Below are 20209 nucleotides of genomic sequence, written 5' to 3' on the forward strand. Positions count from 1 at the left end.
CCGCTTGATTGGCCCTACAGGGAATGGAGGTTTTCCAATGGACAGCAATATCATTCCGAATGATTTGGAAACGTCGCAAAGCAATTTGGAACGATCACGGTTTCGAGAAATGATGGCGCAACGTAAACATGGTTGGCAAAGATATATCTGGATATTTTGGGCATTGCTTGGCCCGGGATTGTTGGCAGCTTTGGCAGACAATGACGCAGGCGGGGTGATTTCCTATGCGGCAACAGGTGTGCAATTCGGAATTGGATTGTTTATACCTTTGGTTCTTTGTCTGGCATTCCTAACTTTTACAGTTCAAGAAATGAGCATGCGCCTTGGAGCGGTTACTCAAGAAGGATTCTCAAGGTTAGCGCTACGGAGATATGGTAAGTTTTGGGGTTTTTATCATATCACTACTCTTGCATTCGAGAATTTGCTGACTTTGGTTACTGAATTTATTGGGATGACAGCAGGATTGACATTGCTAGGGTTGCCGCTTTGGTTAAGTGATCTGATCTGTTTCGTTTTTATTGTCTCATTTGCCATCTTCACAGGATATTTTACAAAAGAACGCATTGCGTTGTTGGTTGGTGCACTAAACGTTGTTTTTCTAGTAGTAGCGGGTATGACTCATCCCAACCTGGCATCGATTGGCCACGCCTTTGTAGCCTGGAATGTACCCACCAGTCTTCGTGGGGGTGTGATTTGGTTTGTGATTGCCACGGTGGGTAATGCCATAGCTCCCTGGATGATTTTCTTCCAAGGTAGTGGAACGATTGATAAGGGCGTCAGTTCACGAGAACTAATTCTAGGACGGATTGATACAGCATTTGGTTGTTTGGTTCAGGTCATTGTAGCTGCTGGCATTATTATTGTTGGAGCTTCCTTGTTTGGGCATATGTCCAATGTAAGCAGTGCAGGTCCAGCACAAATCATTGACGCGTTGCACCACAGTTATGGAAGATGGGTAGCTATTCTCTTTGGAATTGGTTTATTTGATGCTGGTTTTTTGGCATCAATCACAGTATCCCTATCCTCTTCTTGGAGTATCTCAGAATTGTTCGGATGGTCAAAAAGCCTGAATGATACGTTGCGTCAAGCACCAAAATTTTATGCCGTTTACATTGGCAGTTTGCTGTTTGCCGCTTTAGCCATTCTGGTACCGCATCTGCCACTCGACTTTCTATCCATTCTTGCACAGGTTGTTGGCGGCATTTTGATGACTCCGTTATTAATCTTTCTCGTCGTAATGACAAGTGACAAACGTCTCATGGGTCAGTATCGTACAAAAATATTTGGTCGTGTGTGGGGATGGTTAATGGTCACGCTGCTTTGTGGATTAACCTTGGCAACTTTCTGGCAAACATTTTTCTAGGTGGGAGCTATCGAGAAAGGGAGTATGCTTTGGCGATAAAAGCCAGATACTATGGCTGGTTGAAAATGGGCCCGCTCTGCAGCGCAAACCATCATTAGGCCCGGGATAATGAGGGTGATTCCAACATGAGTCTGGCTGATCATCGCCAAAGTTCCAAAAATAATATCCCGCAATCCAATCCCCAGGAAGAGCAAGCAAGTCATCCAATTGGTATGACAGAGCAGAGTATTGAGAAATTTGGTGAAACAGACGTTCCGCTCTCAGATAGTGATATTCACTGTCTTACTATTATTGGTCAGATTGAGGGACATATGGTTCTGCCACCCCAAAACAAGACGACCAAATACGAACATATCATTCCGCAATTGGTCGCTGCTGAACAGAGCAAGGACATTAAAGGATTACTGTTGATTTTGAATACTGTTGGTGGAGATGTTGAAGCTGGGTTAGCCATTGCCGAAATGGTTGCAAGCATGAGCAAACCAACAGTTTCGCTTGTTTTGGGCGGCGGACATTCGATCGGTGTTCCGATTGCTGTATCCTGTGATTATACGTTTATTGCTGAAACAGCTACAATGACGATTCACCCTATCCGTTTGACAGGCATGGTCATTGGCGTGCCCCAATCATTTGAATATTTAGAGAAGATGCAAGAGCGTGTCATTCGCTTTGTTGTACAGCATTCGCATATCAGTGAATCTGTCTTTCGTAAGCTTATGTTGAATACAGGTGAATTGGCGCGTGATATTGGAACGACAGTTGTAGGACGAGATGCGGTAGCTTATGGCTTGGTTGATGAAATTGGTGGGCTTGGACAAGCTATTCGTAAACTTCGTGAATTGATGCAACAAAATGCTTCTGTTTGGAATCCAACGATTGCAACAGATGGAGTGATGCAACAATGATTTTGTGGACCGTCGCAGACTGTGAAGAGATCATGTACAACATGTTGGAAAGTTACAGCGTTCGATTACAGAAAGTCGAGTATCAAGGAATTCAGCTGTTGGTTGAGCCGCTAGAGAATGGGTTAGCTCGTGTTGAGAGAATTTTATCCATGCGTCCAAAGGATTTTTTGCGTTCTGATTTATCGCCAGGAATGCATATTCCACTGCATACTTGCACCATCTGAGTTATCTGTAAATCATTGAATTGTCTCCCTTGTTTGCAGGAATCTCCACCTTGTTTCGAGAATGTTACAAGGCATGCGGATAGTAGTTATCCACATGCAGGAGGTTCTGCATGGGAAAAAGAGTTCAGCGTCGAGAAGTTTTAAAATATGAAACCATCGGCCTAGCCATGTTGACAGGCTCTGCTCTTGCACTTGGCAAATTAGGTTTGGTTGGACGGTATGTTGATGTCGCTTTTATTTATTTGGCAGGTTCATGGAGTTTTTTACTCCCTATTTTTATAGGCTACGCTGCCCTGTTTATGATGGTCAAACGTACTTCGTTTGTTTGGAACCATCGTCACATCGGCCTATTGATTCTGTTTCTGACATGGTTAACAGGAATGGAATTTTTCTTCTTTCAAAGTTATGCCGCCTCTCTTCCGCCAGACAGTACGGTCCCGCTCTATTCGGCCACACTGCATGCACTTCAGTCTTTGCGCGTTTATGTTTTGACAGGCAGTCTTGATGGAACGACAGTTCCAGCTGCAGGTGGTGGTTTAATTGGCTATGCTTGTTTTTCTGTCTTGCACTATCTGTTTTCCACACTGGGTACGCTTTTGATTTTAGGTATTGCTGTTTTGCTGGGAGCTGCATTGACTACAGAGAAATCATTGGTTAAAGGAGTTCAAAGAGGTACCCGATGGATGGAAAAACGTCTGGATAATCTCTGGAAAGGCAGTCGTCAATTTGCTAATGTTCTGCTCGAAAAAGATACAGATAATGAACCAGCCACTCTCGAAACAACACCTTCAAATGAGAAAAAGAGTCGCCGTAGACCTCAGCTCATCATTGATGGAGAAATTTTTGAAGCGGGTTCAACGGATAAAAATTCAGAAGCTGGATTTGAAAAGAATGCTGGTTCTGAGGAAAAACATTCTATACAAAGACCCATTGTTCGTGATTTTGCTGCACAAGTGCGTGAGAAAGCTGTTGAAGCAGCAGAATCTAAAGCATCAGATGGACTAATATCGCCGTTACCACCTGCTCATTTGCAAAAATCTCAAAGAAGTGCATCTCAAGGAGGTGCGTCCGCAGGTTTATCTGGACGCACTCCAGTAGTTGAAGAAGAATTTCCTTATACGGTCGGTGTTCCAGTGCATGATGAGAATTACCGTCTACCTCCGCTTCATCTCTTTACATTACCGCAATCTCCAAAATCGGGATTCAATCAACAAAGTGCACATGAAAATGCGCGTAAATTAGAAGCTACCTTGGAGAGTTTTGGTGTACATGCTAAAGTTCTGGAAATCAGTCGAGGACCTACTGTAACCCGTTATGAGTTGCAGCCTGCTGCAGGTGTAAAAGTCTCAAAGATAGTAGGTTTGACTGATGACATTGCGCTTGCATTAGCGGCATCAGGTATTCGTATGGAAGCTCCTGTTCCGGGTAAATCTGTCATTGGCATTGAAATTCCTAATCAGGAGATTGCAGTTGTAACGTTACGCGAAGTGCTTGAATCAGAAGAATTTCAAAAGCATGAGTCAAAGTTGGCAATTGCGCTCGGCCGCGATATAGCTGGCAATGCTATCATTGGCAATCTTCAAAAGATGCCACATTTATTGGTAGCAGGTGCTACCGGATCGGGAAAAAGCGTATGTATCAACGGCATGATTGCCTCTTTACTCGTACGCGCTAAACCGCATGAAGTGAAGTTTATGATGATTGACCCCAAAATGGTTGAACTGAATGGCTACAATGGTATCCCGCATCTTTTAGCACCTGTAGTAACCGATCCGCGTAAGGCAGCCTTCGCTCTAAAGAAAGTTGTGCAGGAGATGGAGAACCGCTATAAATTATTTGCCGATCGCGGTGCAAGAGATATTGAGCGCTACAACCAGTTGTTACAGGAAGAAGGGCTCGATGCTCTTCCTTATATTGTTGTCATTGTTGATGAGTTGGCTGATTTAATGATGGTGGCTCCAGGGGATGTCGAAGATGCAATTTGTCGTATTGCGCAAATGGCGCGTGCTGCAGGCATTCATTTGATTGTTGCCACACAAAGACCATCTGTAGATGTTATAACGGGAGTCATTAAGGCTAATATACCTAGCCGTATTGCTTTTGCAGTTTCTTCTATGGCAGATTCTCGTACGATTTTGGACAGCGGTGGAGCTGAAAAATTGCTTGGACGTGGTGATATGCTCTATTGGCCAGTAGGAGCGCCTAAATCGACTCGCGTTCAGGGAGCTTTTGTGTCTGAAGGAGAAATTGAACGCTTGGTGGAATACGTCAAAGAACAGCAAAATGCTGTTTATACGGTTGATTTACAAATTCCTGAAGAATCGGAAGAAGCCGTTACGGATGCTCCTTTAGATCCGCTATTTGTAGATGCGATGGATCTCGTTGTGGATAATGGTCATGCCTCTGTTTCCATGATACAGAGGCGATTTCGAGTTGGTTATTCAAGAGCGGCTCGGATTGTCGATCAAATGGAGCAACAAGGCTTTGTCGGTCGATTTGAAGGAAGTAAACCGCGCGATTTACTCATTAGCAAACTGCAGTGGGAAGAAATGAAAAATTCCAATTTCTTGCGTTCGGTTCATAAGTCGGAGAATCCATAAGTTTAAAAGCAGTCATGCTTGTCCGTCACCATACATAATCTTAATTCAGGAGGCGTTCCATACCTGGATCCTTCTGATAGGTTGATGAATGAGGACGGAGGCGATCTCCTTTTGAACAGCTTTCGTAAATGGCTTTCGTTTTTTATTGTTTTGAGTATCTTGGGATGCGGTTGGATATGGGCAAAGAATACGGGATCTATCGGTAAACTTTCTGTAGGGCAATCGCCGTCTCAAACCCAATCTGCAAATGAGTCATTATTTTCTGTTGCCGATCCTCCGCAAGGAGTGCGCGCAAAATTGGCAGAAGCGCTTTCTCCTGTCCCGTATCTAACCGATCTTGTCATTCAATCAGCCAATCATCAGCAACTGGATGTTTCGGCAGAAATATCAACTCCTCCCACGTTGGATAATGTCTCCTCACAACAACTGGGTAATTGGGCTATGACTTATTTTCAAGCCGTCTATCAATCTGGATTACCAGTTGGACAGGCGGAACTTGACGTCATGGTCAATGGTCAATTGGTAGCCACAGCTGGTATGGGAAAAATAGAATATGAAGCGTTGGCGGCTGTAACTGCTGGCCAAGAGGGTAGTAATTGGCAGGCGATGTTGCATGATATAGAGGAGGATCCTTCAAATTTGCAAAGTGGGACAACAGAACTTTGGTACCAGGCAAGTTCCTTAGGATAAGCAAGGGTAGGATAGTATTCCATGTCAGTTGGATGATGCATGAATAGTTCTGATAAGAAAATAGAGTCTTGAGAATGGAAACCAGCATTGGCGTGTCCCTTAGCAATGCTGGCTTTCTTTCATCCTGTAGATTAACGTCGAGAGGAGCGGCCAATCAGATAGATGTGTGTAAAGCCAATTTTACGGCGACGTATTTCTCTCATTAGACTGCGGACAAGTGGTTCATGCCCAGTACGCATGAGAACTTCTAGAATAGTTTGGGTTGTAAAAGGTTCAGACAGGGAGTCGCGTACCTCGAGGTGTTCGTCCAATACCTGCAACCATCGATCATCATATCGGTCACCGCGTTTTTCTCGATAGGCGCGTTCATACAAGTCGCGTACACGAATATCCATGTTTAATTGTTGAAGATAAAAATCTAACTGATAGAGAGCTTTGGCGACAGACAAGTGGTCTCCGCCACTATAATTCATCACACAGATTCATCCTTTCCTACTCTCATTATCACGAACAGCATAAAGAAAGGCAAGATAAAGACGAGAAATAAATTTACTGCAAATCATGTTAAACTGATAGGTGATCATGATTTTAGTGTTGTCAATCCAGAATTGGACTGACAAGGGAAAAATGGAGTGCTACAATTAACCAATGAAACATTTAAAATGCATTTTTCATTCTCGAGTGCGAAAAAGTTTATTCTTCACTTTTATAGCAGTATGTTCGGGACTGGCTGTCGGCTGTGGAGCTCCAGATATTAGCCATATGAAACCGAGTGTCAGTAAAAAAGCTGCGGAAATCTTTATTACATCTTCAACTCAAGGCTGGACTACGGCTCAAGCAGTTTATGAAGCGGAAAAATCTAATCTTGATGTATGGGTCCAGTCTGTCAAAGTTCATCAGTTGATAGGGCAAATTCAACAGTTTCATAAAAAAGCTCCGCAAGGTTTGGCAGTCGTCGTTGGACAATGGGGAAATGCGGATGTAGGGTCGAGTCAAGGACCGTTGGCCTTAGTTCCTCTCAGCGCCTCGACAGGTCATGGGAAGAGGTTGACAGTGAAGGAGTCAGAAGTAGATGCTGCTTATGTAGTGGGGTATTTGGCCGGGCTCAATAGCCGCTTTCTAGCGATGCCACAAATTGGCCTTTTAGCAGGAATTAGCTCTCAACCTTCTGCCGCAGCAATGGCTGCTGCTTTGGCGGGTGTGTATCAAGCTAATCCTAAATGTTCCGTTATTTTACAAAATATTCCATCCACCCAACGCAGTACACACCAATCTGTGTATTTTCCATCCCAGACCAGTTTGCCGGCGCCACAACTTGTACTTGCGGCAGGAACCTTGTCTTCGGCTGCGCAATCCTGGCTATTGCAAAGCCATTCACTCGTCTACCATCTGTCTGCTGCGCCACTTTCTGCCTCAAACGATGTAGCTGCGTTTGGCTTCCCAGGGCCTTCAATTTTGCCGGAATTGCTTCAGCGATATGAGCAAAATGACTTGCCCACTTCAGGTGTCCTATCAGTAGTCACGCCGCACCTAGTCATTCTTCAGGACAAAATGTTGCCAGTTAGCCTTATTCAAGCGGCTCATCAATTAATCGGGCAAATTATAGATGGTCAATTGAATCCTTCCGTCGCGTGGTCAAAATTGCCCGGAAATTTGCAAGCAGCTTGGAATCCTTTCATTCAAAGTGGTTCCTAAAGGACTGCAAAATTTAGGGTTAGGTTGCATATGTACGCACTGCTCGCCGTTTCTTTTTGCTATATGTCATTCAAGTTTGGTAAAGGGAGGGAATAGCGTGGATTTGCCGACAGACGCAAGTCAAGCAAAATTTGAATTGTATTTTCAATATCACATTCTTAAAAATCGTCCAGGATTGTTGGGAGATGTAGCTTCGCTTCTGGGGATGCTTGGGTTTAATATTGTCCAGTTAGCAGCAGTTTCTGAATCACGCCGTGGATTTTTGATTTTAACAGATAAGGAAGAGAGTATTGAAGCACTCAAGACCATGCTTTCCTCTATTGAAGACGCTGAATTAGATGCCTTACGTCCCCCTTCTTTGCGCGATCGGTTAGCGTTAAGACACGGTCGTTTTATAGAACGCAGTGATGCTGAGACTCGTACGTATCGATTTGTGCGAGACGAACTCGGTGTGTTGGTTGACTTTTTAGGTGAATTGTTAAAACGTCCGGGCAGGCAGATTGTAGGACTGCGCGGTCAACCGCGAGTAGGTAAAACGGAATCGATTGTGGCTGCAAGTGTATATGCCAATAAACGTTGGTTTTTTGTTTCATCGACGTTGCTTAAACAAACTATCTTACGCAATTTGCCGCCAGCCGATTTCCTTAATGATCAATTTGTCTATATCATTGATGGGGCTGTATCCTGTTTTCGCGGCGATGAAGAACATCAGGCCTGCCTGGAGGAGGTACTGCGTTTGGATGCCCCTATCGTGATCGAGCACCCTGATATCTTTGTCCGTCATTCCCGATATAATTGGGATTTGTTTGATTATGTTATAGAATTGCGTCGCGAACCTAGTGAAGAAATTCGTTACGATGAATATGAGCGTCAGGCGGCTGCTTGGAATGAGTAAATTCACCCTCATCTGTCAAGGATGATAACGTCTCTGACTGACGCGGTGTTTAAGCGAAGTGAATAGAAGAGATACATGAAAGGAGAATGTTGTTCATGCATGCTGCTGTTCGGGCGCTGGGCGAAAAATTAAGGCAACAGAGAGAAAGACTAGGGCTCAGCTTGGAAGAGGTGGAGCAGCAAACGAAAATTCGCAAGCACTATTTGCGGGCGATTGAGAATGGTGAATGGGATTTTTTACCTGGCGATGTTTATGCGCGAGGTTTTGTTCGCACGTACGCCGAACTTTTGCAGATGGATGGTATGGCTCTTCTGGCGGAGTTGGATGCTGTGCACAGAGAACAGTCAATCAAAGAAAAAACGAATTTGCAATCCACAGAAGAACCTTCAGAATCTCGGACTTTTTCTGAGCAAACAGTACTTTCCCGAACGGGTGATGCTTCTGAATCATCATCTCAAAAGAACGACCGTTCCAAAATGAACAGAACTCGTCCGAGCTTGCCAGGTGGAGCGTTGCTTCAGGCGGGGGTCGTAGGAGTAGTGCTGGCCGCTATTGTCGTTGGTATTGTGGTGCTTCATAATGATCAGGCCAATCGTTCGCCGATGAATTATACAACAGCGGATTCAGCGTTGAGCACTTCATTGTCGAATCACAGTAATCAGTCATCTACATCTCATCCATCATCGAGTACGAGTCAAGCTACATATGGGCAAACGACGAATCTTCCCAAGCAGCCAACGGTCTCGATTTTGTCGTCTCCAGTGCAAAATGGGGCTATGACCTATACTGTTTCTGGGCCAAAACCCACGCAGGTAACGATTACGGCAACGGCTGCCAATGGCTGTTGGCTGCAGGCGACTGTGAATGGGGCTATGGTGAATTCTAGTCTTTTACTCAGTCAAGGTGCGAGTCATTCTTGGACAGGTAGTAACATTCTTTTGCGTGTAGGTAATGTTCCGGGTGCGTCACTCAAAATTGACGGTCAATCCGTGGCGCTTCCTTCTGTGCAACAACCGCTGAATATCGATATTGTTCAAAAATCCTGAAGTCAGGACTGTTGAAATCTGAACTCAAGAAGTTGCGGGAGGTTATTTTTGTGGCTAAAGAAGCATCTTTTGATATTGTTTCTAAAATAGAAATGGCTGAAGTGGCTAACGCTGTTCATCAAGCCCAGAAAGAGATTGAAAATCGATTTGATTTTAAAGGAAGTAAAAGCGAGATTCGACTTGAGGAAAATGCTCTTGTCCTGGTCTCGGATGACGAATATAAACTTTCACAGTTGTTGGATGTATTGCAGAGTAAACTTGTCAAGCGTGACGTTCCCTTAAAAGCGTTGAAACCAGGTAAAACAGAGGCAGCATCCGGCGGGACCGTACGCCAGACTTTTCAATTACAACAAGGAATCGATCAGGAGACAGCGAAGTCCATCACGAAGCTGATTCGTGACAGTAAAGTGAAAGTTCAGGCTCAAATTCAAGGAGATCAAGTCCGCGTGACAGGAAAAAGTCGCGACGATTTGCAGGCTGTGATTGCAATGTTGCGGGAGGTTGATTTGCCAGTCGCCCTGCAGTTTACAAATTACCGCTGAGTCAAAACTTATGGTATGATAGTCAATAGAGTGGCAATCGTTCGTATTTTCGGGTTTCTGTTTTCACTCACACAATCGGATTGTTGTGAAAGTTTACGGGTATACCTTGTCCGAATGGGGCGTGTGTGCGATTGAATCTGGCGAACCGGATTACGCTTGCCAGGATTTTTCTTGTGCCGGTCGTCAGTTTTTTACTGCTGATTCACTATCAATTCTGGTCGTTTACCATTAATGGGCGGACTACTACAGGCAGTGAAATGATTGCGGCGCTTGTCTTTATGATTGCTGCTGGAACGGATGGCCTGGACGGATATATTGCACGCAAGCGGAAAATGATTACGAATTTTGGGAAGTTTTTAGATCCGCTTGCTGATAAACTGCTGATTTCAGCCGTACTCATCTCTCTTGTTGAGATGCAGCGTCTGTCTGCTTGGATAGCCATTCTTATTATAAGTCGGGAGTTTGCTGTGACAGGGTTGCGGCTTGTTGCAGCTGCTGACGGCATTGTAATTGCGGCAAGTAAACTGGCTAAGTGGAAAACTGTGACTCAAATTGTTGCAATGATTGCCCTCATGTTGAACAATTTTCCTTTTTCCGTCGTTGGATTTCCGTTTGATGAGGCAATGGTTTACCTGATGGTCATTATGACAGTCGCTTCGGGTGTGGATTATTTTGTTAAAAACAAACAGGTGACACAGATGGCAGGAGATGAATCGCGCTAAGGATGGATGTTTCTATGGCTGCCGCATGCGAGGCGGAACTGATTGCTGTAGGTTCAGAAATATTGTTGGGACAGATTCACAACCGTCATGCTCAATATATCTCTGAAGAATTTGCCAAGCATGGATTGTATGTTTACTATCATACTGCTGTTGGTGATAATTTTGAGCGAATAGTCGAAAGTTTTCGCATCGCCTCTCAGCGTGCGAATGTAGTCATAGTAACAGGCGGATTGGGTCCTACCGTAGATGATCTGACTAAAGAAGCATTGGCGGATTATCTAGGACGTAACCTCATTATGGATGAGAATGCGTTGCGTGAAGTCGAAGCTTATTTTGCGAAGCGTCAGCGGCCCATGCCAGAATCTAATCGCAAGCAGGCGCTCTGTATTGAAGGTGGTCGTCTTTTGGCTAACCCCAATGGGACGGCTCCAGGCCAATATGTAGAGCAGGAAGGGATTCATTATTTTCTCTTGCCAGGCCCCCCTTTGGAAATGCATCCCATGCTTTTGACTGAAGTCATACCAACTTTGGAGCGGTTATTTGGCAATCAAAAAGTAGTTCGTTCGCGTGTTTTGCATTTTTGCGGTATAGGGGAATCAGATGTCGATGCTCAAGTACGGGATTTGACCGCAACTTCCAATCCTACCGTAGCCCCGCTCGCAGGAGAAGGGGAAATGTTGTTACGCATTACTGCGAGTGCAGTAAATGAGTCGTCGGCGTGGTCCAAAATCGCTCCAGTGGAAGCGGAGATACGCAGGCGACTTGGTGGTTATATTTATGGTGTGGACGAGGAGAATCTGCAAAGTGCTGTAGTCAACAGGTTGCACAATAGCGGATTGACTTTGGCAGTAGCAGAAAGTTGTACAGGTGGACTTGTTCAATCTATGCTTACACAGTTACCTGGGGTTTCCTCAGTCTATCGTGGTGGCGTTGTAGCTTACCATAACGAGATCAAAAATAAAATATTGCATGTTTCTTCACAAGTTTTGCTTCAACATGGAGCTGTTTCCAGAGAAACCGCGATTGCCATGGCGCAAGGTGTTAAAGACGCGCTGGATGCGGATTGGGGGCTTTCTGTAACAGGTATTGCCGGACCGAGTGGCGGTAGCGATGAAAAGCCTGTGGGCACCGTGTACATTGGTGTTGCAGGATTAGATGGCGTATCCGAGGCGTATAGCCTGCATTTGCGAGGATCTCGCGAACAAATTCAGATACGTTCAGCCAAACAGGCGCTGTGGAGGTTATGGCAACATCTTCATTCATAAACTTTGGTCCTTTTGGGAGGCAGCTTGTTCTATACAAACAGGACGTGGAATGTTTGGAGCGAGGTTGGGGAGAATCAGGAAGGTGAGAAAATGAGTTCATTTGCAGCGTTTAATTTAAGTAAGAAAGTTCAGCAAGCAATTGATGAAATGGGATATGAAGAACCATCTCCCATTCAGGCGGCGGCAATTCCAGTGATTCTATCCGGTGTCGATGTGATTGGACAAGCTCAAACAGGAACTGGAAAAACAGCTGCTTTTGGTATTCCTCTCGTAGAAACAGTGAGTGCTGATCATCACGTGCAGGCGTTAGTTCTTACGCCCACTCGTGAATTGGCTATTCAAGTGGCAGGTGAGTTTCGGAAAATCGCTAAATATAAGCGTGTGCGCGCTCTTCCTATTTATGGTGGGCAATCGATTGGTCATCAGATTCGTACTATTCAACAAGGCGTTCAAATTATTATCGGAACGCCAGGGCGCGTACTCGATCATATCCGTCGAGGAACGCTTCGTCTCAGTCAAGTGCGGACAGTTGTTCTTGATGAGGCTGATGAAATGCTCGATATGGGATTCATTGAAGATATTGAATCCATTCTTCAAGAAACGCCAGACCAACGTCAGACTTTGCTTTTTTCTGCGACGTTTCCCAACGAGGTACGCCGTTTAGCAGGTCGCTATATGAGTTCACCTGAACATGTGACGGTAAATCGCGGCGAAGTGACCGTTCCGCGTATCGATCAAGTCTATTACAAGGTGCTAGAGCGCAATAAGCTGGAAAGCCTTTGTCGAATCATCGATTCTGAAGAAGTTTCACTTGGGATTATTTTCTGTCGGACCAAGCGTGGAGTAGATGAGTTAGTTGAGGCTTTGCTTGCTCGTGGTTACTTGGTAGACGGATTGCATGGAGATTTAAGTCAGGCTCAGCGCGATCGCGTTATGAAACGCTTCCGTACCAATGATATCGAGTTGCTTGTTGCTACCGATGTAGCCGCACGAGGTATCGATGTAGACAATGTGACGCATGTTATCAATTATGATATTCCTCAGGACCCAGAATCCTATGTGCACCGGATCGGGCGTACCGGACGGGCTGGCAAGCAAGGATTGGCTATTACTTTGGTAACGCCTCGCGAGTTTAAGTTGCTCAAGCAAATTGAACGTGAGACCAAATCCAGTATGATATTGCGTGAAGTACCGTCTTTGGCTGATGTGGCAGAACGTCAAGCAGAAATTTGGCGCAATCGTGTCATAGAGGCGATTCAAGATGGAGGACTGGGCCATTATCGAGCTGTTTTAGGTCGAGTCATTGATGATTATGATCCAATTGATATTGCCTGCGCTCTGCTAAAAATTGCTTCTGCAGGTGATTTACAAGCGGAAGAACAGGTGGATTACGATTTTGGGGATACCGGTGCTTCGCCGGGCATGGTTCGCTTTTTTGTCAACATTGGAAGGGCCGCTCGCATGTCTCCGGCTGATTTTGTTCGAGCCATCTCAGATGAAGCTGGTGTGCCAGGACAAGCAGTGGGAAAAATTGATATTTTTGACCGCTTTACATTTATTGAAATTGAGGAAGAGTCTGCTCCGTTTGTTTATGAAGCGCTTAAACAAACGCGCATTAATGGGGCACGAGTCAATATGGAGCCTGCAAAACCCCGTGCGCGGGTGCGTCATTAACCAATTTGAACGAAAAAACTTCCCTCCTTGGGCATGATGAACTAAGTCAGCAATCTGAGTATTTCTCAGATTGCTTTTTTATGCGAACAAATGTTTGCATTCTTTGGTGAGATTGATACAATAGAGTGCAGGAAAGAAATCAGGTTTCACGAATTTTTGAGAGTAGAGATAACGAAATTGAGAATGGAAGGTGCCCGCATGGGAGACAAGCGCGCCGCATTAGATATGGCATTAAAACAAATTGAGAAACAATTTGGCAAAGGGTCAATTATGAAATTGGGAGAAGCGTCTGCTTCAATGAATGTAGAGACAATTCCCACAGGTTCCATTGCATTAGATATCGCACTTGGTGTAGGTGGATTACCGCGTGGAAGAATCATTGAGATTTATGGTCCAGAATCCTCAGGCAAAACCACTGTTGCTTTGCATGCAGTCGCGGAAGTGCAGAAACGTGGTGGACAGGCTGCCTATATTGATGCAGAGCACGCGCTTGACCCCATCTATGCCTCCAAATTAGGAGTCGATATTGACGAAATGCTCATCTCCCAACCGGACACAGGAGAACAGGCATTGGAAATCGCAGAAGCGCTTGTGCGCAGTGGTGCGGTAGATATTGTGGTTGTCGATTCGGTGGCTGCACTCGTTCCTAAGAACGAATTGGAAGGAGATATGGGAGATTCTCATGTTGGCTTGCAAGCACGCCTGATGTCACAAGCACTTCGAAAATTGGCTGGCGCCATCTCTAAGTCAAAAACCATATGTATTTTTATTAACCAAATTCGGGAAAAAGTTGGCGTCATGTTTGGGAATCCTGAAACCACAACTGGGGGACGCGCACTTAAGTTCTACGCTTCTGTAAGATTGGAAATACGACGTGCAGAATCTCTAAAACAGGGAAACGATATTGTAGGTAGTAGAACAAGAATTAAAGTGGTTAAAAATAAAGTCGCTCCACCCTTTAAGCAAGTTGATGTGGATATCATGTTTGGTGAAGGCATCTCGCGTGAAGGTAGCTTAATTGATTTAGCTACAGAACTGGAAATTATTCAGAAGAGTGGTGCTTGGTATTCCTATGGAGATGAGCGTATTGGTCAAGGTAGGGAAAATGCCAAGCAGTATTTAAAAGAGCATCCAGATGTTGCGGAGTCCATTGAAATGAAAATTAGAGAGCATTTTCAGGTAGGACAAAGTGCCCAGTTATTTCAGTCTGTAACGGATGATGTAGACGGATATGAGGATTGAAGAAATAGAAAGTATGGTTGTTTCTGTTCGATCGGAGGATTCAGACTTAGTGTCTATTCTTTTGGATGATGGTACAGCATTAACTGTAGCCGTTCATATTGTTTCAGACTACCATCTCTATTCGGGAAAACGTCTGTCTGCCGAAGATAGAGCTAGACTGCAGGAACATGCGGCGTTCAGCCAAATCTGGAAGTCTGCTCTGCGCTATTTGCGCTATCAAATGCGTACAGTATTTCAAACACAGCGATATTTGCAAGAAAAAGGGTATCCAGAAGAACAGATACAACAAGTATTAAAAGTTTTGCAAGACCGCAAGTTTTTAGACGATAGACGGTATGCAAGTATGTACGCTGAGCAACATCAATCCCAACAAAGTCGCGCTTATATTATGATGAAACTGAAACAGCGAGGCATACAAAGTGGTGTTTTAGACACAGTTTGTTCAGATTGGGATGAAGAAGCAGCAGCTAAGTTGCTTGTGGAAAAATATCTTCGAAAAAAATCGAAAGATAATTCTCAGGATTTAAAAAGAAAACTTATACAATATTTGCAAAGAAAAGGATTTTCTTACGATATTGCCAAGCGTGTCGCTTTTCTTGACAACGATTGGGACGAACCGATAATATAAGGTTGCGTATATTTTACGGCCTCTAGCTCGATTGTGGTTTAGATTCCGCAGCTCAATTGTGGCTGTGTGAATGGGGCAGGGAGGCTTTTTCAGTGAATATAGCTTTATGGATATTGGTTACCATTGTTGCTCTGTTATTGGGTTTCTTCTTAGGATATATTTTGCGTCGAATCATGGCGGAAAATAAAATCGGCAGTGCGGAATCACGAGCGTTGCATATTTTAGAGTCGGCGGAAAGAGATGCCGAAGCCCGTAAAAAAGAGGCTCTGCTGGAAGCTAAAGAAGAAGCGCACCGCATTCGACAAGAAGCTGAACGAGAATTGAGAGATCGCCGCTCTGAGTTGCAAAAGCTGGAACGAAGAGTTTTGCAAAAAGAAGAGTCGATTGATCGCAAGTTAGAAGCTTTGGAGCAAAAGTCAGAGAGTTTGAAAATTCGTGAGAATGAATTGGAAAATATCCGTTCTCGCATTGAAATGTTGCAAGCGGAACAAATCAGAGAATTGGAACGCATCTCTGGCTTGACCAGAGAGAGTGCCAAAGAGTTAATTTTGGCCGATGTAGAACGCGAATCTCGTCATGATGCTGCTGTTTTGATGAAAGAAATAGAACAGGAAGCAAAACGCGAGGCCGATCGACGCGCGAAAGACATAGTCGCTGCTGCAGTCCAGCGTTGTGCGGTCGATCACGCTTCAGAAATTACAGTATCCGTTGTTTCTCTGCCTAATGATGAAATGAAAGGCCGTATTATCGGTCGTGAAGGTCGTAATATTCGCACGTTAGAAACCTTGACTGGTATAGATTTAATTATCGATGATACGCCTGAAGCTGTAATTCTGTCCGGATTTGATCCGGTTCGGCGAGAGATTGCCAAAGTGGCTCTGGAACGTTTGGTGGCTGATGGCCGTATTCATCCAGCGCGCATAGAAGAAATGGTTGAAAAAGCTAGGCGTGACATTGATGAACTCATTCGTGAAGAGGGAGAACAGGCGACTTTTGATACAGGTGTTCATGGTCTGCATCCCGATTTGGTTAAGTTGGTTGGTCGTTTGCGGTTCCGGACTAGCTATGGTCAAAATGTCTTGAAGCATTCCATAGAAGTAGCACATTTGGCTGGTATGATGGCTGCTGAATTGGGACTCGATGTGGCGTTAGCCAAACGCGGAGGACTTTTACACGATGTAGGTAAGGCGGTCACTCACGAAGTAGAGGGTTCGCATGTAGAGATAGGCGTTGATTTAGCTCGTCGTTACAAAGAACATCCCATTGTTATCAATGCGATTGCTGCACACCATGGAGATGTCGAGTTTATTTCTCCTATTTCTGTTATTGTTGCTGCAGCAGACGCCATTTCCGCAGCGCGTCCTGGCGCTCGACGCGAGACATTGGAAATTTACATGAAACGTTTAGAGAAATTAGAGTCTATTGCTGAGTCTTTTGAAGGTGTAGAAAAAAGCTATGCGATACAGGCGGGTCGTGAAATTCGTATCATTGTCAAGCCTGAGCAGATTGATGATGCGGAATCTGTACGCGTAGCCAAGCAAATCTCCAAAAAAATCGAAAACGAATTGGATTATCCGGGTCAAATTAAAGTAACCGTCATTCGAGAGACGAGAGCCGTGGAATACGCAAAATAGAGTGGCCATTACGGCTACTCTATTTTTTTCCTAACGCTATGGCAAAGATGTGTCAAATTTTGTACTCCACTACCAACCTTTGAACGAGCAAAATCACGCCTATTGGCGAGGAGTGATCAGGTGAAGATATGGTTTATTGGTGATATTGTTGGACAGCCAGGTAGGGAGTACGCAGGCGAAATTATTCGCAAGTACGCTCCTCTCTATCAGCCCGATTTAATCGTGGCCAATGGTGAGAATGCCTCGCACGGTAGAGGTATTACCAGTAAGTCGGCTGAAGAGTTGTACGATGCGGGTGTGGAATTGATTACACTCGGCAATCACACTTGGGATCAAAAAGATTTACTAAATTTTATTGATCACGATCAACGCATTGTGCGTCCGGCTAACTATCCTCTTGGGACTCCGGGGCGCGGCTATACCATTTGCAAGGTAGGACAGATTTCTGTACTGCTGATAAACGCTATGGGCAGGGCTTTTATTAGCGAGTTGGATTCGCCATTTCGTGCGATTGATGAAATTTTATTAGAACATCCTTCCATCCATCATGTTCTGGTTGATTTTCATGCTGAAGCAACTTCTGAAAAGTTAGCTATGGGTTGGTATCTGGACGGTCGAGTTTCGGCTGTAGTGGGCACGCATACCCATGTCCCTACCAATGATGCCCGGATTTTACCTCAAGGCACTGCCTATATTACTGATCTCGGCATGACAGGTCCACGTGACGGGATTCTCGGAATGGATCGAACGGGTGTTTTAGAACGAATGTTAACGCATCGCCCAGCACGATTCGAAGTGGCAGCAGGAAGACGTCAATTTTGCTCCGTTTTCATCGAACTCGATGATCATACAGGAAAAGCATGTTCAATTGAACCATTTTTACAGTACGAGGAATAAATAAGAATGATTATACAAAGCTCACATGTTTTTTCTTTCCAACGCCCAAAAAAGGAATACAGTTCCTTCTGGCGAATATCGATATAATGTCCTATAGGAATTGAAGGAGGACGGATGATGGACGTATTGAAGGTGTCTGCGAAATCAAATCCAAACGCGGTGGCTGGCGCCTTGGCAGGCGTGTTGCGGGAACATGGAGCAGCAGAAATCCAGGCGATTGGAGCAGGAGCGCTCAATCAGGCAGTAAAGGCGGTTGCCATTGCCCGTGGATTTGTGGCGCCAAGTGGCGTTGATCTCATCTGTATACCTGCTTTTGCTGACATTACAATTGATGGAGAAGATCGAACAGCTATGCGCCTGTTGGTAGAACCGCGTTAAAGAATCGCCTCATAAGTTTTGCAGGTGAAAAGGGGAGACGACTGGGTGAGAATTGCAGATGCGCATGCGGATGTACTCTATCAACTACGCAATGCCTCATCAACTTATGCAGAGGCTTCCTTTTTGCAAGCTGGATATCAAGACTCTTTAAAAGCGGGAGTATCTCTGCAAGTCTTTGCGCTTTTTGCCAATCCTCAGTTATCCCCAGGAGAGCAATTGCGTCAGGTTTTAGAGGATATTGGTAGATATCAGCGCACGATGATCAACACGGGTTATGTACAACCCATCTTTTATCGAGAAGATCTATTTTCTTCCGTGCAACCCGTTTATTCTGGCATTCTATCTCTGGAAGGTGCGGCTTGTCTGTATGATTCACCAGAGATTCTGCAAGCGCTTTTTTCGCTCGGTGTAAGAGGTGTGGGTCTAACTTGGAATGGAGCCAATTCTCTGGCAGACGGTTGTCGGGAAGAGCGTAATGCTGGGTTGACGCGAGCTGGCAAACAGATAGTAAGTATGATGGAAGAATTGCAAATGTGGATCGATATTGCTCATCTGTCGGATGCCGGTGCATTTGACGTTTTTTCTATAACGAATGGCATCGTTATGGCTTCACATGCTAATTTGCGTAAAATTCATGAACATCCTCGCAATCTCACAGATGATACTGTGAGAGAAATTGTACGTCGAGATGGATGGCTTGGCCTTACTTTTGAGGCTTCATTTGTCGCAAAAAGTGAAGCCGGGCTGGAAGATTTCATGCGTCATGTCGATCACGCTTTATCACTGGGTTGCGAGCGGCATCTTGGCTTTGGTTCAGACTTTGACGGTACCAGTCATGCATTGCAAGGATTGGCAACCGTTTCTGATTATCCGAAATTGGCAGAACGTTTGGACAAAGAATATGGTCGTGAATTGGCTGAAAAAATTCTCTACGGTAACTTTTTGGATTTCCTCTCTCGTCAACTCCCCAGCCGCAAAACTGAATTTGCCTCCATCCACTAAACGGTGGAGGCGCATCCTCAAACTTCAGAGTATGGTCATTGTCCCATACCCATGCTTAACCCATGCTTAGGCGTACGCCTATTTTTTTTTTGATCTTTTGAATTGATAGCAGGTCTGGGCGTTCGTGCATAGGATGCTCTGTGGTCGCGCTTGGGCAACGGTCTATAAAACCAAGAAGCGCCAGAATAAGAACGTCCTCTGCCCACATGACCAGGGGTATCAGAGGATCAGAGGAGGTTACCGCATGGTGCTCTCAAGAGATGACCTCAGCTATCGGGAGATCGTGGCAAGTGCGGTCTGTGGCCGAGGCAGTAAGTATTCACAAACTACTTACACACTGCATCCGGCCAATCGTCCAACTACGATTGGTGGCTGCTGGGTCATGAACCATACGTATGATGCCATGTTAGTTGGCGACTATGTCGAAGTCCATGGACGGTTTGACGTAAATGTTTGGTACTCTTACAACAATAACTCTGAGACTGCAGTAGCCAAAGACACTGTCTCCTATGTTGAGCAGATTGCTTTGCGCGATCTCGATGCTGACTGTGTGAAAGACACACGCGAAGTAGAAGTGCGGGTCTTGCAGAGTCCCAACTGTTTGGATGCGACTGTAACTGGAAATGGTTCTGAAATCTTGGTCAGAGTTGAGAAAGAACTGGGTGTCGAAGTGGTTGGCAAAACCAAACTGGCGGTAGTCACTTACAACGTACCCTCCAAGAAGGATGACGAGTTTTATAGTGACAGTAACAGCATACTCGAAGAGGTTGAGATTGAAGACTGAAAGGGTTTCGACCAGGGGTGGGC

General features: G+C 45.0%; 20 protein-coding genes. 19 read left to right on the top strand and 1 reads right to left on the bottom strand.

All coding sequences use genetic code 11. The features are described 5' to 3' along the window. Positions 1 to 37: 37 nt before the first annotated feature. From ACOJUR_RS07785 to ACOJUR_RS07805, 5 genes are all read left to right on the top strand, one after another. The gene (locus ACOJUR_RS07785) at positions 38 to 1363 is read left to right on the top strand and encodes an NRAMP family divalent metal transporter (RefSeq protein WP_072874074.1); all 1326 of its coding nucleotides are present in this window, start codon (positions 38 to 40) and stop codon (positions 1361 to 1363) included. A 125-nt stretch (positions 1364 to 1488) separates the two neighbouring features. Further along, positions 1489 to 2268, top strand: coding sequence for a ClpP family protease (locus tag ACOJUR_RS07790; protein ID WP_083574197.1), 780 nt, complete (start codon positions 1489 to 1491; stop codon positions 2266 to 2268). Further along, a complete protein-coding gene (locus tag ACOJUR_RS07795; RefSeq protein ID WP_072874073.1) occupies positions 2265 to 2492 on the top strand; it encodes a YlzJ-like family protein in 228 nt (75 codons plus the stop codon). The genes ACOJUR_RS07790 and ACOJUR_RS07795 overlap by 4 nt, the downstream gene beginning before the upstream one ends. Before the next feature lie 110 nt (positions 2493 to 2602). Continuing rightward, the gene (locus tag ACOJUR_RS07800; RefSeq protein WP_420949653.1) at positions 2603 to 5092 is read left to right on the top strand and encodes an FtsK/SpoIIIE family DNA translocase; all 2490 of its coding nucleotides are present in this window, start codon (positions 2603 to 2605) and stop codon (positions 5090 to 5092) included. Positions 5093 to 5203: 111 nt separating this feature from the next. Next, entirely contained in the window at positions 5204 to 5782 is a 579-nt protein-coding gene (locus ACOJUR_RS07805) for a hypothetical protein (RefSeq protein ID WP_420949654.1), read from the top strand. Between the two features lie 131 nt (positions 5783 to 5913). On the opposite strand, the gene ACOJUR_RS07810 is transcribed toward ACOJUR_RS07805, so the two are convergent. After that, a complete protein-coding gene (locus tag ACOJUR_RS07810; protein ID WP_072874152.1) occupies positions 5914 to 6255 on the bottom strand; it encodes a hypothetical protein in 342 nt (113 codons plus the stop codon). 175 nt (positions 6256 to 6430) lie between these two features. Between ACOJUR_RS07810 and ACOJUR_RS07815 the strand changes: the two genes are divergently transcribed. The 14 genes from ACOJUR_RS07815 to cotE all read left to right on the top strand — a co-directional run bounded on the left by ACOJUR_RS07815 (position 6431) and on the right by cotE (position 20186). Next, a complete protein-coding gene (locus tag ACOJUR_RS07815; RefSeq protein WP_420949655.1) occupies positions 6431 to 7477 on the top strand; it encodes a hypothetical protein in 1047 nt (348 codons plus the stop codon). A gap of 97 nt (positions 7478 to 7574) precedes the next feature. Continuing rightward, positions 7575 to 8372: a DUF3388 domain-containing protein gene (locus ACOJUR_RS07820; RefSeq protein WP_242650274.1), complete on the top strand. Its 798-nt coding sequence runs from the start codon at positions 7575 to 7577 to the stop codon at positions 8370 to 8372. A gap of 86 nt (positions 8373 to 8458) precedes the next feature. After that, positions 8459 to 9418, top strand: coding sequence for a helix-turn-helix domain-containing protein (locus ACOJUR_RS07825; protein WP_420949656.1), 960 nt, complete (start codon positions 8459 to 8461; stop codon positions 9416 to 9418). Between the two features lie 50 nt (positions 9419 to 9468). Next, the gene (locus tag ACOJUR_RS07830; protein WP_072874068.1) at positions 9469 to 9960 is read left to right on the top strand and encodes a YajQ family cyclic di-GMP-binding protein; all 492 of its coding nucleotides are present in this window, start codon (positions 9469 to 9471) and stop codon (positions 9958 to 9960) included. Between the two features lie 131 nt (positions 9961 to 10091). Next, the gene (gene pgsA, locus ACOJUR_RS07835) at positions 10092 to 10682 is read left to right on the top strand and encodes a CDP-diacylglycerol--glycerol-3-phosphate 3-phosphatidyltransferase (RefSeq protein ID WP_072874150.1); all 591 of its coding nucleotides are present in this window, start codon (positions 10092 to 10094) and stop codon (positions 10680 to 10682) included. A gap of 14 nt (positions 10683 to 10696) precedes the next feature. Then, positions 10697 to 11947, top strand: a complete 1251-nt coding sequence (locus tag ACOJUR_RS07840) for a competence/damage-inducible protein A (RefSeq protein ID WP_420949657.1) — start codon at positions 10697 to 10699, stop codon at positions 11945 to 11947. A gap of 90 nt (positions 11948 to 12037) precedes the next feature. Beyond that, the gene (locus tag ACOJUR_RS07845; RefSeq protein WP_072874149.1) at positions 12038 to 13621 is read left to right on the top strand and encodes a DEAD/DEAH box helicase; all 1584 of its coding nucleotides are present in this window, start codon (positions 12038 to 12040) and stop codon (positions 13619 to 13621) included. Positions 13622 to 13819: 198 nt separating this feature from the next. Further along, entirely contained in the window at positions 13820 to 14863 is a 1044-nt protein-coding gene (gene recA / locus ACOJUR_RS07850; RefSeq protein ID WP_072874066.1) for a recombinase RecA, read from the top strand. After that, positions 14853 to 15491 carry a regulatory protein RecX gene (locus tag ACOJUR_RS07855; protein WP_420949658.1) on the top strand — a complete coding sequence of 213 codons (639 nt, stop codon included), beginning with the start codon at positions 14853 to 14855 and terminating at the stop codon, positions 15489 to 15491. Before recA ends, ACOJUR_RS07855 begins: the two co-directional genes overlap by 11 nt. Positions 15492 to 15583: 92 nt before the next feature. Next, positions 15584 to 17125, top strand: coding sequence for a ribonuclease Y (gene rny, locus ACOJUR_RS07860; protein ID WP_203114289.1), 1542 nt, complete (start codon positions 15584 to 15586; stop codon positions 17123 to 17125). Between the two features lie 120 nt (positions 17126 to 17245). After that, positions 17246 to 18022, top strand: a complete 777-nt coding sequence (locus ACOJUR_RS07865) for a TIGR00282 family metallophosphoesterase (RefSeq protein ID WP_420949659.1) — start codon at positions 17246 to 17248, stop codon at positions 18020 to 18022. 117 nt (positions 18023 to 18139) lie between these two features. Continuing rightward, positions 18140 to 18400, top strand: coding sequence for a stage V sporulation protein S (locus ACOJUR_RS07870; protein ID WP_072875205.1), 261 nt, complete (start codon positions 18140 to 18142; stop codon positions 18398 to 18400). 45 nt (positions 18401 to 18445) lie between these two features. Then, entirely contained in the window at positions 18446 to 19402 is a 957-nt protein-coding gene (locus tag ACOJUR_RS07875; RefSeq protein WP_420949660.1) for a dipeptidase, read from the top strand. Positions 19403 to 19646: 244 nt separating this feature from the next. Then, complete coding sequence (gene cotE / locus ACOJUR_RS07880; protein ID WP_072875207.1) at positions 19647 to 20186, top strand: outer spore coat protein CotE; 540 nt, start codon at positions 19647 to 19649, stop codon at positions 20184 to 20186. Positions 20187 to 20209 lie beyond the last annotated feature (23 nt).

The organism is Alicyclobacillus tolerans, assembly GCF_048984885.1.
Lineage (GTDB): Bacteria > Bacillota > Bacilli > Alicyclobacillales > Alicyclobacillaceae > Alicyclobacillus_I > Alicyclobacillus_I tolerans.

Excerpts from the sequence above, each read along its gene's own strand:
- ACOJUR_RS07870 (WP_072875205.1), top strand. The coding sequence starts at position 18,140 with ATGGACGTATTGAAGGTGTCTGCGAAATCAAATCCAAACGCGGTGGCT.
- ACOJUR_RS07790 (WP_083574197.1), top strand. The coding sequence starts at position 1,489 with ATGAGTCTGGCTGATCATCGCCAAAGTTCCAAAAATAATATCCCGCAA.
- ACOJUR_RS07845 (WP_072874149.1), top strand. The coding sequence starts at position 12,038 with ATGAGTTCATTTGCAGCGTTTAATTTAAGTAAGAAAGTTCAGCAAGCA.
- ACOJUR_RS07810 (WP_072874152.1), bottom strand. The coding sequence starts at position 6,255 with ATGAATTATAGTGGCGGAGACCACTTGTCTGTCGCCAAAGCTCTCTAT.
- ACOJUR_RS07785 (WP_072874074.1), top strand. The coding sequence starts at position 38 with ATGGACAGCAATATCATTCCGAATGATTTGGAAACGTCGCAAAGCAAT.
- ACOJUR_RS07855 (WP_420949658.1), top strand. The coding sequence starts at position 14,853 with ATGAGGATTGAAGAAATAGAAAGTATGGTTGTTTCTGTTCGATCGGAG.
- ACOJUR_RS07815 (WP_420949655.1), top strand. The coding sequence starts at position 6,431 with ATGAAACATTTAAAATGCATTTTTCATTCTCGAGTGCGAAAAAGTTTA.
- ACOJUR_RS07795 (WP_072874073.1), top strand. The coding sequence starts at position 2,265 with ATGATTTTGTGGACCGTCGCAGACTGTGAAGAGATCATGTACAACATG.
- cotE (WP_072875207.1), top strand. The coding sequence starts at position 19,647 with ATGGTGCTCTCAAGAGATGACCTCAGCTATCGGGAGATCGTGGCAAGT.
- ACOJUR_RS07800 (WP_420949653.1), top strand. The coding sequence starts at position 2,603 with ATGGGAAAAAGAGTTCAGCGTCGAGAAGTTTTAAAATATGAAACCATC.
- ACOJUR_RS07840 (WP_420949657.1), top strand. The coding sequence starts at position 10,697 with ATGGCTGCCGCATGCGAGGCGGAACTGATTGCTGTAGGTTCAGAAATA.
- ACOJUR_RS07825 (WP_420949656.1), top strand. The coding sequence starts at position 8,459 with ATGTTGTTCATGCATGCTGCTGTTCGGGCGCTGGGCGAAAAATTAAGG.
- recA (WP_072874066.1), top strand. The coding sequence starts at position 13,820 with ATGGGAGACAAGCGCGCCGCATTAGATATGGCATTAAAACAAATTGAG.